Below are 16,130 nucleotides of genomic sequence, written 5' to 3'. Positions count from 1 at the left end.
GGGGGCGACAGCGGTTGTGTCAAACTTTATTGTTTTTGTACCCGCATCAGTGCATCGCCAACCCTCTGATTTTATTGAAGACGCGGTGTCAAACTATATTGTTCGCTCACATGAGCGGTCGGCCTGATCACCCGGCTGACCGCCCTTGCGGGCCGCAACGCCCGCTCCCGTTACGCCAGGGTCAGATGCCGGCTTTATGCGCCGTCCAGATCAGGCGCAGGCCGAGCGCGGCAATCGCGCCCGCCGCGATGCGGTCAACCCACGCCTTCGCGCCGATGTACAGCTCGCGCGGACGCCGGCTCGAAAACCCGAGCGCGACAACGGTGTACCAGCCCGCTTCGATCGCGAACACCGCGGGCGGCAGCAGGAAATAGCACCACAGCGGCGGATGATGCGGCAGCAGCGCGGCGAAAATACTGCCGTAGTAGATCGCCGTCTTCGGATTGCTCAACTGCGTGCTGAGGCCAAGCCAGAACGACTTGCGCGTGTTCTGCCTTCCGGCGCCCGATGTCGCGTCGACGGTGAACGGCGAGGCCGCACCGCGCCAGATTTTCGACGCGATCCAGATCAGATACAGGCCGCCCGCCACTTTCAGCCCCAGATAGAGCCAGCCGACGGCCGCGAGCACGGTATACAGCCCGACGAGCGCAATTCCGCTGAAAAACACGCCGCCGACACCCATGCCGAGCGCCGTCGCGAGCCCGTCGCGCCGCGACAGCCCGATCGAACTGCGCGCGACGATCAGGAAGCTCGGTCCGGGACTCATTGCGCCGATCAGCAGCGCGACCAGGATAGTGGCAATAGCAGCGGATGGATTCATGGACGGGCTCCCTGACAGACAGGTGACGGAAAATACAGATTGCCATTGTAGGGCGTGATGCCGCCGCGCGTGCGGGACGGTGTGTCATCATCCAGCGGGGAGTACAGTCGTCCCGGCCGGTCAACCCGAAGACGGAGATCCGGATGCACAGAACCTGGTTTTCGAAATTCTCAAGCTTCCTCTCCACGATGACGGGCCGCCCGCTGACGTTCGTGGTCGCCGCGGCGCTGGTCATGCTGTGGGCGCTCACCGGGCCGCTCTTCCATTACAGCGACACGTGGCAGCTGGTCATCAATACGTCGACCACGATCGTGACCTTCCTCATGGTGTTCCTGATCCAGAACACCCAGAACCGAGATACGGCCGCAATGCAGATCAAGCTCGACGAGCTGATCCGCGCGATCGAGGGCGCACACAACGCGCTGCTCGATCTCGAGGAGCTGGAGGAGCGTGACCTGACCCGTTTTCGCCGACATTACGAAAAGCTCGCCGAAGATGCCCGGATGGCGCTGCGCGCGGGCGGCGTCGACACGAATTCGCCGTTCGTCCAGGGCGACCACAATGACGATGACGATGACGCGCGCGGCGACCACGCCAGCGACCGGAAATCCAGCGGCCGCGCGCCGCGCAGGTAGCGGCATCGAAGCGCCGCGACGGGACAAATTTACCGCCAGGCAACGGGCTGCCAGCGGCGTCATGGGCCTTCAAAGCCGGTCAAGCCGAGCAAACCCGGCGTTCGCATTCACTGCGCGCAGGGTTTCGTTCGAGTAGACTGACCGGCGAAGTTGGTTTAATGCAGTCAATTATTTCAATCGACGGGATCCAGATTAGTCGCAAGGAGGCGTCTCCCATGCATGCAGTTTCCTCGCTGGATAGCAGCGCCCTTGATGAGGCCGCTTCCGGCGCCACCGCAGAGGCGCCTGTGCGCGACCTGCGTCGCGTGCCCATTCATCCGGATAACTGGTATCCGCTCGCGTGGTCGCGGGAAGTGAAGCGCGGCAAGACACACGGCGTTCATTTCGCCGGCGAACCGATCGTGCTGGCGCGCACGGAATCCGGCAAGGTGTTCGCGCTGGAAGACCGCTGCGCGCACCGCCAGGTGCCGCTGCATCAGGGTGTTGTCGATGGCGAATCGATCCGTTGCGGCTATCACGGCTGGACCTACGACTGCTCGGGCAAGTGCATCGACGTGCCGTATCTGGGTCGCGAACGGCTGCCGAACGGCGTGCGCTCATATCCGTGTCAGGAAGTCGAAGGCCTGATCTTTGTGTTTCCCGGCGACCCCGCACTCGCGGAAACAAAGCCGCTGCCACCGCTCGCCTCGGTGAGCGACAAGGCATACAAGACGCGCCGGTTCGGCCGCGCGGTCAAATGCCATTACTCGTTCATGCACGAGAACCTGATGGACATGAACCATCAGTTCCTGCACCGCCGGCAGATGGGCCAGATGCGCGCGCGTTCGCTCGGGCGTCGTCGCGGTGAAGGTTGGGTCGAGGTCGATTACACGTTCGCGCGCATGGAAGGCAAGCAGCCAGTCGGCGAGGCGCTTGTGTTCGGCCAGAACCGCAACGGCGGCGGGCAGAACGACAAGGACGTGATGACGATCCGTACGGAATATCCGTATCAGACGCTACAGATTCGCACGTCCGACCAGACACTCGTGATGAATCTCTGGATCATCTATGTGCCGCTCGACGCCGAGCAGCGCACGAACCGCACGTTCGGGCTGCTGTCGATCAGGAAGCCGGGTATTCCGGGCGCGCTCGACCTGGCGTGGCCGCTCCTCGTGTGGTTCACCGAGCGCATTTTCAAGGAAGACCGCGAGATCGTCGAAGCCGAGCAGGCTGCGCACGACAGCCAGGGCGAGGACTGGAACCACGAAGTGTTTCCTGTCATCAACGAACTGCGCAATCTGCTGCGTGAATCCGGCGCGGCGCATCTTACGCCGCGCGGCGAGGCCCACACGCCGAAGGACGCAACGTGGCAGCCGTTGCGGCGCATATCGCGCACCTGAAACCCGCTGGCGCAGGCCGGGCGTATGCCTCGCCTGCGCTGACGGACCTCGGCTTCAACGAATCCAGCGCTTAGACGCCGCCCTTTTCAGCCAGTGCTTCCCGCAAGAACGAAGTGAACGCGCGGATCGTGCTCGAACGCTGCCGATGCTGCGGGTACACCGCGTATAGACCGAACGGCGGCCGCTCGAATGTCTCCAGCACCGTCATGAGCGTGCCCGTGCGCAACGCCTCCGCGACGATGAATTCCGGCAACAGCGCAATGCCGAGCCCAGCCACTGCGGCGTCGCGCACCAGTTCGCCGTTGTTCACATGCAGCCGCCCGTCGACTTCGATCGACTTGCGCGCGTTGCCGATCACGAATTCCCACAGCACTGGACGCTCGTGTCCATACAGCAGGCAGTCGTGTGCTTCGAGATCGAGCGGGCTTGCGGGTTCGCCGCGGCGCCGGCGATAGCCCGGGCTGCAGCACGCCACGACGCGCAGATCGGCGATTTTCTGCGCGATCAGTGTCGAATCGGCCAGCATGCCGATGCGGATCGCCATATCGAAGCCTTCGCCGATCACGTCCACCGAGCGGTCGCTCAACACCACTTCGAAGCGCACCGCGTCGTTGCGCTTCAGGAATTGCGTGACGAGCGGCGAAAGATGCGTCATGCCGAACGACATCGGTGCGCTGATGCGCAGCAGCCCGCGCGGCTCGGTGTGTTGCGACGACATCGCCTGCGCGGCATCTTCGACTTCCGTCAGGATGCGGCGCGCCCGCTCGTAGAACTCGCGGCCGAGGTCGGTGATCGCGAGCTTGCGGGTGTTACGCACCAGCAGACGCACGCCCAGTTCCGCTTCGAGCGCCATCACGCGGCGGCTGACGAACTGCTTCGACAGCGACAGCTTGCGAGCCGCCGCCGTGAAATTCCGGGCGTCGACGGTTGCCGCAAAGATCCTCAGGTCATCCAGTTGCATCACGTTCTGGCTTAAGTTTATTGTCCACTTCAATGAGACGATCTGTCATTTTCTGTCGTGATTATAGCTCCATGGATTGACCTAAAATAGCTTCACATCGCGACAACGACGGTTCCAGAAAACCGGCTGTCGAAGCGACTCACTTACGAGGAGAAGCAACATGCTGGACATTCGCAAGGCAGATCAACGCGGTCGTGGCGAGCACGGCTGGCTCAGCTCACGCCACAGCTTTTCGTTCGCACAGTATTTCGACCCGCAGCAGGTCGGCTTTTCCGACCTGCTGGTCATCAACGACGATCGCGTCGCGCCCGGTCGGGGTTTTGGCAAGCATCCGCACCGCGATATGGAAATCTTTTCGTACGTGCTGGAAGGCGCGCTCGAACACGCCGACACGATGGGCACGGGCTCGGTGATCCGTCCCGGCGACGTCCAGTTGATGAGCGCGGGCTCCGGCGTCGCGCACAGCGAGTACAACCACTCGAAGAGCGAACCGGTGCACTTCATGCAGATCTGGATCGCACCGTCGACAAAAGGCGCCGAGCCGCGGTATCAGCAGAAGCATTTTTCGGCGGAAGACAAGCGCGGCAACCTGCGCCTGATCATCTCGCCGGACGGCGCGAACGATTCGCTCGAAGTGCGTCAGGATGCGCGCGTGTATGCAGGGCTTTTTGATGGCGTCGAGACCGCGCGGCTCGAACTCCCGGCCGACCGCTTCGCGTACATACATGTGGCGCGCGGCAGCGTGACGGTGAACGGCACGCGGCTGACGGCAGGCGACGGCGCGCGGGTGCGTCATGAAACGGCGCTGACATTCGCGCACGGCGACAATGCAGAAGTACTGGTGTTCGACCTGCGTCCGAACGAAGAATCCGGCCTGTGGTCCTGATCGATTGCTACAAGGAGAATGACGATGTTGAACGAACTGATTGATCGCAACCGGGACGGCCTGATTCTGGTCGCACGGGTCCTGCTGATGGTGCTGTTCCTGCTGTTCGGCTGGAGCAAGCTGACGAACTTCGGCGGTACGGTCGGCTATATGGCGTCGCTGGGGGCGCCTGCGCCGATGCTCTCGGCGGTCATTGCCGTGGCCATGGAAGTGTTCGTGGCGATTGCGCTGATTCTGGGCATCTTTACGCGGCCGCTGGCGTTGCTGTTCGTGCTGTACACGTTCGGCACCGCGCTCATTGGCCACCACTACTGGACGATGGAAGGCGCCGAGCACATGGGCAACATGATCAACTTCTACAAGAACATCAGCATCATGGGCGGCTTGCTGCTCCTCGCGGTGACCGGTCCGGGCAAGTACGCGATCATGAAGAAGTGAGCGGCCAGGCTTGATTCTGGTAGCTCAACAGGACAAAGGGACGCGCGTTCTCACAAACGGCGTCCCTTTTCTGTTGACCTTGTGCGGATGGGATTGAGCGCTGCGTTCAGGCCAATCGCATCGTTCGCCGGTACGCCGTGGGCGTCGCACCCAGCGCCGCGCGAAAACGGTGGCTCAGGTGGCTCGAATTCGCGTAGCCGCTTTGCAGCGCGACCTGGTCGAGCGGCAACGCCGTCGTGCGCAACAGTTCGCGCGCGCGGTCGAGCCGCTGCTGCGCGATCCATGCAGCCGGCGGCAGGCCAAACGACGTGCGGAACATGCGCGCCAGATGGAATTCCGACAGGCACGCGACGTCGGCCAGATCGCCGAGCGTCAGCGAAGCCGTCAGGTTCGCCGCGATGTAGTCGCGCAAACGACGACGCGTCGCCACCGACAACCCGCCCTTGTGCGCGACGTCCGTCCGCTGCACCGATTGGGCCTTCAGCAGCAGGCTCAGCACATCGTGAGCGGCTTCGTTCGCGCGCAGACGCCCGTCCGGGTCGTCCCACAGCTCGTTGGCAAGTGTCTGGCACCGTTGCGCGATTTCGGCATGCTCGAAATACGTGCGGTCGGCGAGCGTCAGTTCGCGCGGCTCGCGATCGAGCTCCTGCACGGCACGGCGCGTGAAATGCTCCGGCAGGAAATACAGATGCATGAAGTGCATGTGCCCGCGCACCCACCAGCGCGATTCGTGGTCGCCCGGCAGCGCGCAAAGCCGGCTGGGCGCGCCGTACAGGCCCGGCATCTTCTGACGTTCCGTGCGGTAGCCGCCGTTCAGATAGCACGACAGCGTGTGGTGGCCAGGCTGGTCGTAGATCGTTTCGGCTTCTTCGGTATCGCGCCGCCAGATCGCGACGGCCAGCTGGTCGCCAAGCCATGCGAACTTCTCCAGCGTCGCGTTCGCTTCGCCCAGCGTGCGACACACCGAGTGCAGCCCGAAGGGCGTCCCGGCAGGGTCGAACACAGGAACAGGCGGATTCGGATTCACAGGCTGGGGCATCGCGCTGGGCAGGAAAGATGGATGAAGTATACGGGCAACGTCCCGCCGCCGCTGGCCGTGACCGGAAAAGTGCGCAATCCTGGACAAGTCGCGCGACGCCCGCGCATGCATAGTCGGGCTCCTGAGTTTCTCGCTGGTTCGTCCATACGCTTATGAATTCGCTTCTTTATGCCGTGACCGTGCTGATCTGGGGCACCACGTGGATCGCCATCAAATGGCAACTGGGCGTCACGCCGCCGCCGGTTTCGATCGCGCTGCGTTTCTGGCTCGCCGCGCTTGTGCTGTTCGCGATCGTGCGCCTGATGCGTCGCCCGGTGTGGCCGCCGCGCACGGCCTGGCGCTTTCTGGCGGCGCAGGGCCTTGCGCTCTTCTGCGTCAACTTCCTGTGCTTCTACTACGCGGAGCAGGTGGTGCCGAGCGGGCTCGTTGCCGTGGTGTTTTCGACGGCGCCGTTACTGAACTCGATCAATGGCCGCCTTTTCATGGGCCGCAAGCTGCAGCCGACGGCGATCGTCGGTGCGCTGCTCGGGCTCGGTGGCATCGCGTGCCTTTTCGAGCAGCAGATGGCCCTTCACGCCGGCGACATCGCCATGTGGCGCGGGCTCGGCATCGCATTTCTCGGCACGATGTGCTTTTCGGCGGGCAATCTGCTGTCGAGCCGGATGCAGGGCATGGGCCTTCATCCGCTGGCGACGAACGGCTGGGCGATGCTGATTGGCGCGAGCGTGCTGACGCTCGGGAGTCTCGCCGCCGGTCTGCCGTTCGCGCTGGAACCGGGGCCACGCTATCTCGGCGCGCTCGTGTATCTCGCGATCCCGGGATCGGTCATCGGCTTTACCGCGTATCTGACGCTCGTCGGTCGCATCGGGCCGGAACGGGCCGCGTATTGCACCGTGCTGTTCCCGATCGTCGCGCTTGCGCTCTCGACGGTGTTCGAAGGCTACCAGTGGTCGGCGCTGGCGGTGATCGGCCTGGTTCTGGTAGTCGCCGGCAATCTCGTCGCATTCGATATGACGCGCCGGCTTTTCGCCAGACGCACCGCTGCGAAGCGGGCGGCCTGAGTCGCCGCGCAGCCCGCAGGCTCTACTTCAGATCCTTGACGAGCGAAGCACGAATGCCCGGCTCGATCGTGTGAAGCGGCACCGGATAATTCCGATGATCGCTGCCGATAGAGAGCGCCGCGCCGTCGCGCAGGCGCGACTTCATCGAAGGCGTCAGCTCGAAGCGCACGAAATGCACCGCGGACGTCTTGTCTGCGTTATCGCGCTCCAGGTCTTCGTCGGCGATGGCGTAGACCGGCGCTTCGCCCTCGACCTGCACGAACACGCGGTCTTCGATACCGATCAGCCGCGCTAGCGCCGCGTGTCGTTCGATTTCGTTTTCATACTCGATCTGCATCGTCGCTTTCAGATTGCTTCCGTCGGGCACGAGCGGCAGATACGCGTCGAGTTCAGCCTGGATGCCCTCTTCATCGAAAATCTTCTCGATGTGGAGCATTTCCTGAATCTGGTAGCGGATCGTCGTTTCGTCCTCGAACAGGAACGTCACGTGATTGCCGAGCGGAACGGTGCGCGTTTTCTTGTGCTCGATGACCTGCGCACGCATCGCCTTGCGCGACTTCGCGTACGTTTCCAGCGAAAGCAACGAATTCCGGGCGATGCTCATGGCGTGCCTCACTTTGTCGATATCAGATGCCGTACGCCTTGCGCAGCAGCGTCAGCGGATGGGCGAGTTCGGCGTGCCGCAAGCCGTTTTCGTCGATGCCCTGTTCGATGTGATGCCCTGCCAGCTGGCAGTCCGACGAGATGTAATCCGGCTCGGGCTGCGCCATCGCCTTGAAGACCGGCGTGCCGATCCTCATCGCCATCGCGTGAAATTCCTTCTTCACGCCGAAGGTGCCCGCATGGCCCGAGCAGCGCTCCACCACGCTGACCTTCGTGTCCGGCACGAGCGACAGTGTCTCGAACGTCTTGCGCCCAATGTTCTGCACGCGCGCATGACAGGGCACGTGATACGACACCTTGCCGAGCGCGGTCCTGAAATCGGTTTTCAGCAGGCCATCGCGATGTCGCGAAACGAAGTACTCGAACGGGTCCCAGAACGCTTCGCTGACGGCACGCACGGTTTCGTCGTCGGGAAACATCAGCGGCAGTTCGTGCTTGTACATCAGCACGCAACTCGGAATCGCGCCGATGATCGCGTAGCCCTCGCGCGCGTATTGGGCGAGCACGGGCATGTTCTTCTCCTTCTTGTCCGCGACACCCTGCAGGTTGCCCTGCTCGAGCAGCGGCATGCCGCAGCATGCTTCGCTTTTGACGAGCTCATAAGGAATATCGTTGTGCGCGAGCACGGCAAGCAGATCGTGACCAATGCCCGGTTCGTTGAAATTCACATAACAGGTCGCGTAAATCGCGACCTTGCCGGGCGTGCGCTCGCCGTCCCGAACCGGCGGTTGCGCAGACTTGCGGGCCGCACTGCGAAACTTGCGCCCCGCGAAATCGGGCAGCCAGGCGTCCTTGTCGACGCCAAGCGCCTTTTCCATCACGCCGCGCGCCACCGACGTGTGATTCACCGCGTTCACCGTCTGCGTGACAACGGGAATGCCGGCCAGATGACCCAGCGCATCGGTATTCGACAGGAATCTGTCGCGTAACGGTACGTCGCCGCGCCGGTAATCGACCGCCTTGGCACGCAACATCAGATGCGGAAAATCGACGTTCCACGGATGCGGCGGCACGTACGGGCATTTGGTCATGTAGCAGAGGTCGCACAGGTAACACTGATCGACGACCTTGCCGAATTCGCGCGTGTCGACGTCGTGCGCTTCGCCGCTGTCGGTTTCGTCGACGAGATCGAACAGCGTGGGAAATGCACCGCACAAGGACACGCAGCGACGACATCCTGCGCAGATGTCGAAGACGCGCGTCAACTCCTTGTCCAGCAACGCCTGATCGTAAAACCCGTCCGAGCGCCAGTCGAGCGGATGTCGTGTGGGTGCCTCCAGACTGCCTTCTTTATGGGGCATGGCGTCGGGCTCCTGCGAAAGCAATGCGATCGGACGAAGCAACGCCGCGCCGCGCACCTTGCATTGCGCGCGCGCATCCCGTGCGCACGCAATGCGCACGCGCGGGTGGACGTGCTTCAGTGGCGCCGGTTCAGACCAGCAACGGCCTGTCAGTCAACGAGTGCCTCGAGTGCCTTCGTATAGCGGTTCGCGTGGCTACGCTCGGCCTTGGCGAGCGTTTCGAACCAGTTCGCGATTTCATCGAAGCCTTCTTCGCGCGCCGCCTTGGCCATGCCCGGATACATATCGGTGTATTCGTGCGTTTCGCCGGCAATTGCCGCCTGCAGATTCTGACGCGACGAACCGAACGGCAAACCCGTCGCCGGATCGCCGGTGGCTTCGAGATATTCGAGGTGGCCGTGTGCGTGGCCGGTTTCGCCTTCGGCCGTCGAGCGGAACAACGCGGCGACATCGTTCTGTCCCTCGACGTCCGCCTTGGCTGCGAAATATAGGTATCGACGGTTCGCCTGAGATTCGCCGGCGAACGCGGCTTTCAGATTTTCTTCGGTTCTGGAGCCCTTGAGCTGTGACATCTGATGCCTCCAATCCGTGCCTGTATTGTGGGTGCGCGCTGGACATGGGTATGTCTCTGTACGCGCTTCGGGCGCACGCGCCGACGCCGCACGTCGGAGTGTGCCTGTTTAAATCTAGAAGCTATGCGTGCCCTTCCCCAATTGTGTTTTTCAATGCAGGCGATAGTCGGACACTGCGGTTTTTACGCGTTTCCCATGTTCCGGGACGGCATTTTTTGCAGCTTGAGCATTTCGTAACAAGTACCGGACGCAATTCGCGGGAACGTCTTGCTAAAGCATTGCTCCGACCTAGACTGGAATGCATCCAGCGCCATTACGTCGTCTTTCGTCCGGAGCCCTTATGCGCCTTACGATTTTGATCAACGGGTCGGATCCCAGCGTGAACCACGATTACGCTGTGCTCTGGCTCGACACCGAGCAGCATCGATGGTCCAGGGAATCACATCAAGGCATCGACTTTCCCGCATGGGGAGAAGTGCATGACGTCGATGGCGTCACCATGCTGTGCGCGCCGCGCGACGACGCGCCCCTTTGCACGTTGCGCGGCCTGCATGTCGATCGCAAGCAACGCGTGAGCGCCGCGCAGGGTTCGGCGGCGTGGTCGTCGTCGGCCCATGCACCGATGAACGGCTACTGGCGGCTGCAGGCCGTCGACCGCCAGCCTGTGCACGCCGAGCACGGCGTGTTCGACAGCTAATGCCCACAGACGCGGTGCCGGTATCCGGCACCGCGTCGCGCACCCCAACCAGCCAGTCAGCAAAGTGGCAGGCGATCGCCTGAAAAGTCGACCGTTGCAAACACTACGCGCTGTTCGCGCCGATCACAGGCTTGCGCATTACGCGGCGATCAACGAACCACACGAGTATCAACGTCACCCCGAGCAGCGGAAATAGCGCACCCGCAATGCCGAGGCCAACGACCCACGCGCGCATCGGCGGCTCGAACGCCGGCTGCGGCGGAGCGCGCAGTGCGCCATCTGGGCGCCGTCGCCACCACATCCAGAAGCCTGTGCCCGCCAGCGTCGCGAGACTCATCGAAATCACCGCGCACACGATCTGATTGGCCAGCCCGAAATAGCGGCCCATGTGCAACGATGTGCCGTACGAAACCGCTTTGCCCGCTACGCCGTAATCGTCGTAGCCGATGTCCTTCAACACGCCGCCCGAATACTGGTCGATGTGCAGTGTGCGTTCCGCTTTGGGATCGGCCGGAAACGACGACACCGTGAACACACCCGCCGGCGACTTCGGCAGCACGATCTGGTAGCCGCTCCTGACGCCATGCGTAGCGGCGATCGCAACCACGTAATCGATATCGATGGCGGCTGTGCCCGGCGCCGGCTCGCCGCCAGGTTGCTGCGGCACGCGCATTTCACCGACGGCCCACGGCGTCTGCCGCAGCGGCAGGTCGTCCATGACCATGCCAGGCATGGAATCGTCGCCCGGCGCTGCCGGTTGTGCGTGGTGTGCGTGCGACGCGGCTGCATCGTCTGACCCTGCCGATGCACGCGGCTTCGACTGGACTTTCGGATCACCCCACACGCCAGCAGGCGAACCGATATGCGCTTCGGTCGTCAGTATCTTGAACTGCCTGCCCCAGAATCCGCTCCACGGCAGCCCCGTCAGCACAAACGCCAGCGCGCCGAGCGCAAACCAGATTCCGATTGCCGCATGCAACTCTTTCCACCACGTGCGGCCCGAGGCCGCCCGTCGCGGCATGAGGATCGCCCCCCGTGTGCCCTGCCGGTGCGGCCACCACAGCGCGACACCCGTGCCGATCATGACGAGCGTCCAGCACGCGGCGAGCTCCATCAGCAGTTCGCCTGTTTTGCCGATCAGCAGCTTGCGATGCACCATCCGTATCTGCTGCATGAATCGTCCTTCGACACTCAGTGTCCCGAGCACGGTGCCGTCGTACGGATCGAGGTACATGCTTTCGCTACCGGCTTCCGGCAGACGCACGACAAACTCCGCGCTCTTCGTGCGATCGGTGTTGATGGACGCGGTCGTCACCGTCGCGCCCTTCGGCGCCGCCTGTTGCGCGCGCAGAAGTAACGATTGCCACGACATCCGGTCGTGGCCCCGGTCCTGCACCTTCAGCAGCCCGGGATACAACAGTGGCTCGATCTGCGGCTGAAAGCAGTACACCGTGCCCGTGATCGCGAGCACGCTCAGAAACGGCATGACGAAGAGGCCCGCATAGAAATGCCAGCGCCAGAGCAGCCGGTACGTGTCGGTCGCGGCACTGCGCGTTGATGAAGTTGAAGTCATGATGTGATCCCTAGAACGCGTAGCGCATGCCGGCAAACACACTGCGGCCCGAGCCCGGATAGAAGATGGCGGTGCTGCTCGCCGTGCGCGCGTCGGCAATCGTGCTGATGTCGCTCACGTAACGTTTGTTGGTCAGATTGCGTGCATCGACGAACACCGAGACGCCGTTGCGAAAGTCCATGCCCGCCTGAACGCCGAGCAGCGTGTAGCCGGGCACGCGCAACGTGTTGGCGTCGTCGGCCCATGCGCCTGCCGGCACCCAGTCGACGCTCGTCGAAATGTGAAAGCCGTCTGGCCGCGCGTAACCCAACGTTGCGCGCAGCACGTTCACCGGCACACCCGCGATGCGGTTCGAACCGTATTGCGGATCGTCCTTGAAGCGGAAGTCGCTCAGGTTCCAGAGGCCCGACAGCATGATGCGATCGCCCGCGCCCGGGCGTGCGATGTTGCGGAAAAGATCGACCGAAGCGCCCGCCTCCAGGCCCTGAATGACTGTCCTGTCTGCATTGAACGTGGAAGCGGGAATGTCCGGGCTTGTCGTGTACTGCAACAGCTGGTCACGCACCATCGAGCGATACGCGGTGACGTCCCAGCTCACGCGATCGCGCGTACCGCGCGTGCCAAGTTCGAGCGTCCACGCATGCTGCGACGACAGCGGCGTGAAGCGCGTCGTGTTGTTGAACGTCTGCGTGAGATCGGTGAAGTCAGGAACATCCTGGCTGCGCGTGATGTCGATGAACGCCTGGATGTCGCGCTCCGGTTGCCATAGCAGGCCAATTTTCGGATTCAGGCCGTTGTACGTCTCGCTCGTCGACCGGTACGTCGGGTCGGCTGCGAGGCCGCCGTGATCGACGTACTGCCGCACATCGCGCAGCGCCTTGACACCCGCCATCAGCGCGACCGTCGGCAGGAAGAACAGGCGGTCCTCGACGTAGGCTTCGTAGTTATAGGCGCTCTGCGTGGCGTCGAGTGTCTGCGCGCCGCGCGAGCCGGACACATTGACGTACTGTCGCGCCTGCGTATTGCCGCCGAAAAAGCGCGCGCCGGCTATCACGTCGTTACGCATTCCACCGAGTTCGAGCGTCGCGGTGTAGTGCGGCGCGATGCCGTATGTCCAGCCGTCCTGGTCGATGACCTGGAAAATCGGGTGATAAAGGCTCTTGTGGATGGCCCACGTATCGATGTCGATCTGGCCGGTGTCGAGCTTCACGGTCGTGCGGTTCGCGATGCGTTCCGTGCGCGTGTCGCGTGCCTGATCTCCGGCGAGTGCGCTGGGCGCGGCTTTGGTCGGATTATTCAGCGCGTCGGAGAGCGAGAGCGTGCCGGGCAACTGCTGATCGACGATATACGCGCCGAGGTAAAAACGCGTCTCGACGCGCGGGCTGAACCGGTAGCCGACATTCGCGTTGAACTGCTCGTACTGGCCGCGTTCGTGCTGACGGAAGCCATCGGCGTGATCGACCGTGAACGTGCCGATGAAATCGAGCGGCCCCACGACGCGCGAAAGCTGCGCGCTACCGCGCACCGTGCCGTAGCTGCCGCCTTCGAGCCGCACGATGTTCGGCGCGACTGCTGTGTATGCCGTCGGCGTCAGGAAATCGATCGCGCCGCCGAGCGTCGACGACCCGTAAGCGAGACCGTTGCCGCCCTTGTAGACCTCCGTGGATTGCAGCGCGAGCGGGTCGATCTGATAGTAGTCGCCGCTGCCATCGGCGAGATTGGTCGGGATGCCGTCCTGCAGGATCTCGAGTCCGCGGGTGTGGTACGAACGCGCAATGCCCGAGCCGCGTATCGACAGGCGCAACTCCTGCCCGTAGCGACTTTGTACGAATACGCCTGGCACGTCCTTGAGGACGTCACGCAATGTGAATGCGTAGGTGTTCGCATAGCTTTCGCTATCGACGAAACCCACGGAGCCGACCGTGCCGTCGAGCGCGCGCTTCTGCTCGCTGGTGGATGAAGACGTCAATGAACGCTCGACGGCGCCGCGCACGATAACGGCCGGCAACGTGCTGCCGGTCTCGGCATTCGCGGGATCGACGGTCTGCGCGAACGCATGGCTCGCGAACAGTGCGGCCACGCCGGAAAGCGCGCCACGGCGTCTGGATAGCTGGAACATGATGGTGTGTCTCGTGAACGGGATGTCAGTTGCCCGGTGGCGCACGTTGCCCACACTCGATCGGAAGCGCGTGCAGGGCGGTGCCACGGATGAACAGGCGGCCGCTGTCCTTGCAGACGAGCGGTACTGCTGATGTCAGGAGACGGCGAGCGGTGGGGCGCGGGGACGCGCGAGCGAAAAACGCGCCAGCCTGTGAAATGACGCGATGGCGCGCGCCGCCTCGCACGCATGCGCAGGCGGCGGCAGCCACGCCGCGACCGCAGCGCTGGCAAGTGGCGGATGATGCGCGAACAGGTTGCAGTAGCCGCACGACTTTGTGTGATGGTCGTGCGGCGTCGAACGGTCCTGCGTCTCCCCCGTTGACGCGACCGCCGGATGGGCAGAACAGATCGCCGAAAAAGACGATGGCACGCCATCCTGCGCCGAGGCCGGCAGCAGTTGTGTCACCACGGGCGCGAGCAGCGCAAGCCAGATCGCGAACAGGCCGGACCAGGCAGTCAGCGCAACGCGTCGGGCGCGAGCGCGACTCATGGACGGTAAAGCACCACGCGCGACGACGTCGCTTCGCGTGCTGAACAAATACGCATGTTTATTCCTCGATGACCGGATTACGGCTGCACGCTCACGGCAGTTCGGACGAACGCGTGAACGCATCACGATGCACGACGTGCATCACAGTCAGCCAGCAGGGATCAGGAGGCGAACGGCGGCGCGCGAGGCTGCGCGGAAGTGAGGGGAAGGACGCGCTGCAGGTGCTCGAAGCGCGTCATCGCGCGATGCTGGATCACCCAGACACTCGCTTCGAACGAGATCATGGCCGTGGGCAGCACAGGCGCGTGAGCAAGGAGATTGCAGTATCCGCAGGCCTGCAGATGCGACATCGTCGTGTGCGATGCGGACTTGTTGCCGCCATCATCCGGCGATGTCTGCGACTGCGCGGAGCAGTACACAGACAGCATGTCATCCACGCGCGAGCTGGCCGCCATCGCCTGCGAGATCGTCGGCGCGAGCGTGGCCATCAGGATTGCGAGCAATCCGAGGATACAGCCGATCTTCTGAAGACCTGCGCGCAACATGCTGGAGCGGGATATAAGGTGTCAGCGGAAAGTAAGCGCGGATTATGCCATGCACCTGCCGCGCCAGTCATTCAGGCGGTCATAAGGCGTGCATGCGGACATCGCCATGTCTGCCCGCGCGTGGTCCTGACTGACGCTTACGTGCTCAATACGGTGTAGAGACCCGGAACCGCTCGTTCCAGTTGTCGACGTACGCTCTCACGATCCTGTCGTCGCCGCGCACGAGGAAGCCGTTTTCGGCGTTGCGCTCTTCGGCGGAACGCGTGAAGTTGAACGAGCCGGTGAAAACACTCGCGTTGTCGAACACCATGATCTTGTTGTGCGCGATGGCCGGTTTCGTGTCGATCACAACCGGAATACCCGCATTGCGCAGGAACGTCGCGCTCGAATAGCGCTGCGAAACCTGGCTCTTGTCGAGAATGACGCGAACGTCCACGCCGCGATCTTTGGCGCGCTTGACAGCCGCAGCGATCGGCGCACTCGTGAACGAGTAGGCCTGGATCAGCAGCGTGCGCCGCGTGTTGTTGATTTCGTCGACGAGAAGATCCTGGCAGCTTGCGCCGTTCGGCACAAAACAGACCTTGTACGACGCGCCCGACGCAAATGGCACAGCAGGACCCGTGCGCGAAAAAATCTGCTTGCTCCACGTGGACAGCGAAGTATCCGCGTGGACGGTGGACATTGAAAACGCCAGGGCAGCGACGGCAAGAATACGTAAAAGCATGCGAGGGTTCTGACTGGAAAGTGCCGTTCGGAGAAGCGCAAAAGTATATCGGTATAGCTATGTCTTCGCGACCTTTTCGGCGACGTGAAGGGAGGCGGCGGGCGTGGCGGCCGATCACACGTACGCGCAGTTACGCGTGATCTTTCTGCATCTGGCAGTGCAATCCGCCGTTACGTTTTGTCACCA

At 63.0% G+C, this 16,130-nt stretch carries 17 protein-coding genes; 6 read left to right on the top strand and 11 right to left on the bottom strand.

The features are described 5' to 3' along the window. Positions 1–181 precede the first annotated feature (181 nt). Positions 182–820, bottom strand: coding sequence for a LysE family translocator (locus LPA36_RS26385; RefSeq protein ID WP_228883202.1), 639 nt, complete (start codon positions 818–820; stop codon positions 182–184). A gap of 143 nt (positions 821–963) precedes the next feature. Between LPA36_RS26385 and LPA36_RS26380 the strand changes: the two genes are divergently transcribed. Both LPA36_RS26380 and LPA36_RS26375 read left to right on the top strand, forming a co-directional pair. After that, positions 964–1,455 (top strand): low affinity iron permease family protein, encoded by a 492-nt coding sequence (locus tag LPA36_RS26380; RefSeq protein WP_228883201.1) that lies wholly within the window; start codon positions 964–966, stop codon positions 1,453–1,455. Positions 1,456–1,670: 215 nt separating this feature from the next. Further along, positions 1,671–2,834 carry an aromatic ring-hydroxylating oxygenase subunit alpha gene (locus LPA36_RS26375; RefSeq protein WP_228883200.1) on the top strand — a complete coding sequence of 388 codons (1,164 nt, stop codon included), beginning with the start codon at positions 1,671–1,673 and terminating at the stop codon, positions 2,832–2,834. Positions 2,835–2,904: 70 nt separating this feature from the next. Here LPA36_RS26375 and LPA36_RS26370 read toward each other — a convergent pair whose 3' ends face one another. Continuing rightward, on the bottom strand, positions 2,905–3,795 hold the full coding sequence (locus LPA36_RS26370) for a LysR family transcriptional regulator (protein ID WP_228883199.1): 891 nt from the start codon (positions 3,793–3,795) through the stop codon (positions 2,905–2,907). 160 nt (positions 3,796–3,955) lie between these two features. Between LPA36_RS26370 and LPA36_RS26365 the strand changes: the two genes are divergently transcribed. Together LPA36_RS26365 and LPA36_RS26360 are read left to right on the top strand one after the other, a co-directional pair. Next, a complete protein-coding gene (locus LPA36_RS26365) occupies positions 3,956–4,681 on the top strand; it encodes a pirin family protein (protein ID WP_228883198.1) in 726 nt (241 codons plus the stop codon). Positions 4,682–4,705: 24 nt separating this feature from the next. Continuing rightward, complete coding sequence (locus LPA36_RS26360; RefSeq protein WP_228883195.1) at positions 4,706–5,119, top strand: DoxX family protein; 414 nt, start codon at positions 4,706–4,708, stop codon at positions 5,117–5,119. A 106-nt stretch (positions 5,120–5,225) separates the two neighbouring features. On the opposite strand, the gene LPA36_RS26355 is transcribed toward LPA36_RS26360, so the two are convergent. Beyond that, the gene (locus LPA36_RS26355) at positions 5,226–6,158 is read right to left on the bottom strand and encodes a helix-turn-helix domain-containing protein (RefSeq protein WP_228883194.1); all 933 of its coding nucleotides are present in this window, start codon (positions 6,156–6,158) and stop codon (positions 5,226–5,228) included. A gap of 152 nt (positions 6,159–6,310) precedes the next feature. Here LPA36_RS26355 and LPA36_RS26350 point away from each other — a divergent pair, with 152 nt between their 5' ends. Next, positions 6,311–7,219, top strand: a complete 909-nt coding sequence (locus LPA36_RS26350; RefSeq protein WP_228883192.1) for a DMT family transporter — start codon at positions 6,311–6,313, stop codon at positions 7,217–7,219. A gap of 22 nt (positions 7,220–7,241) precedes the next feature. Here the strand turns inward: LPA36_RS26350 and LPA36_RS26345 are convergent, their stop codons facing one another. The 3 genes from LPA36_RS26345 to LPA36_RS26335 form a co-directional block, all read right to left on the bottom strand. Then, entirely contained in the window at positions 7,242–7,823 is a 582-nt protein-coding gene (locus LPA36_RS26345) for a DUF3501 family protein (protein WP_228883190.1), read from the bottom strand. Positions 7,824–7,845: 22 nt separating this feature from the next. Further along, positions 7,846–9,183: a heterodisulfide reductase-related iron-sulfur binding cluster gene (locus LPA36_RS26340; RefSeq protein ID WP_228883188.1), complete on the bottom strand. Its 1,338-nt coding sequence runs from the start codon at positions 9,181–9,183 to the stop codon at positions 7,846–7,848. A 149-nt stretch (positions 9,184–9,332) separates the two neighbouring features. Beyond that, positions 9,333–9,755, bottom strand: coding sequence for a rubrerythrin family protein (locus tag LPA36_RS26335; RefSeq protein ID WP_228883186.1), 423 nt, complete (start codon positions 9,753–9,755; stop codon positions 9,333–9,335). 340 nt (positions 9,756–10,095) lie between these two features. Between LPA36_RS26335 and LPA36_RS26330 the strand changes: the two genes are divergently transcribed. Beyond that, a complete protein-coding gene (locus tag LPA36_RS26330) occupies positions 10,096–10,452 on the top strand; it encodes a DUF3564 family protein (protein WP_228883185.1) in 357 nt (118 codons plus the stop codon). A gap of 103 nt (positions 10,453–10,555) precedes the next feature. Here LPA36_RS26330 and LPA36_RS26325 read toward each other — a convergent pair whose 3' ends face one another. The 5 genes from LPA36_RS26325 to LPA36_RS26305 form a co-directional block, all read right to left on the bottom strand. Next, positions 10,556–12,025: a PepSY-associated TM helix domain-containing protein gene (locus tag LPA36_RS26325; RefSeq protein WP_228883183.1), complete on the bottom strand. Its 1,470-nt coding sequence runs from the start codon at positions 12,023–12,025 to the stop codon at positions 10,556–10,558. A 10-nt stretch (positions 12,026–12,035) separates the two neighbouring features. Continuing rightward, entirely contained in the window at positions 12,036–14,144 is a 2,109-nt protein-coding gene (locus tag LPA36_RS26320) for a TonB-dependent receptor family protein (protein WP_228883182.1), read from the bottom strand. A gap of 135 nt (positions 14,145–14,279) precedes the next feature. After that, a complete protein-coding gene (locus LPA36_RS26315) occupies positions 14,280–14,675 on the bottom strand; it encodes a DUF2946 domain-containing protein (RefSeq protein WP_228883180.1) in 396 nt (131 codons plus the stop codon). A 161-nt stretch (positions 14,676–14,836) separates the two neighbouring features. Next, positions 14,837–15,220, bottom strand: coding sequence for a DUF2946 domain-containing protein (locus LPA36_RS26310; protein WP_228883178.1), 384 nt, complete (start codon positions 15,218–15,220; stop codon positions 14,837–14,839). A gap of 145 nt (positions 15,221–15,365) precedes the next feature. Continuing rightward, the gene (locus tag LPA36_RS26305; RefSeq protein WP_228883176.1) at positions 15,366–15,902 is read right to left on the bottom strand and encodes a phospholipase D family nuclease; all 537 of its coding nucleotides are present in this window, start codon (positions 15,900–15,902) and stop codon (positions 15,366–15,368) included. Positions 15,903–16,130 lie beyond the last annotated feature (228 nt).

The organism is Paraburkholderia saeva, assembly GCF_907164555.1.
In the GTDB taxonomy this organism is placed as follows: domain Bacteria; phylum Pseudomonadota; class Gammaproteobacteria; order Burkholderiales; family Burkholderiaceae; genus Paraburkholderia; species Paraburkholderia saeva.
Note: the sequence above shows the minus strand (reverse complement) of the source record. Positions and strands in the feature narration are given on the sequence as shown.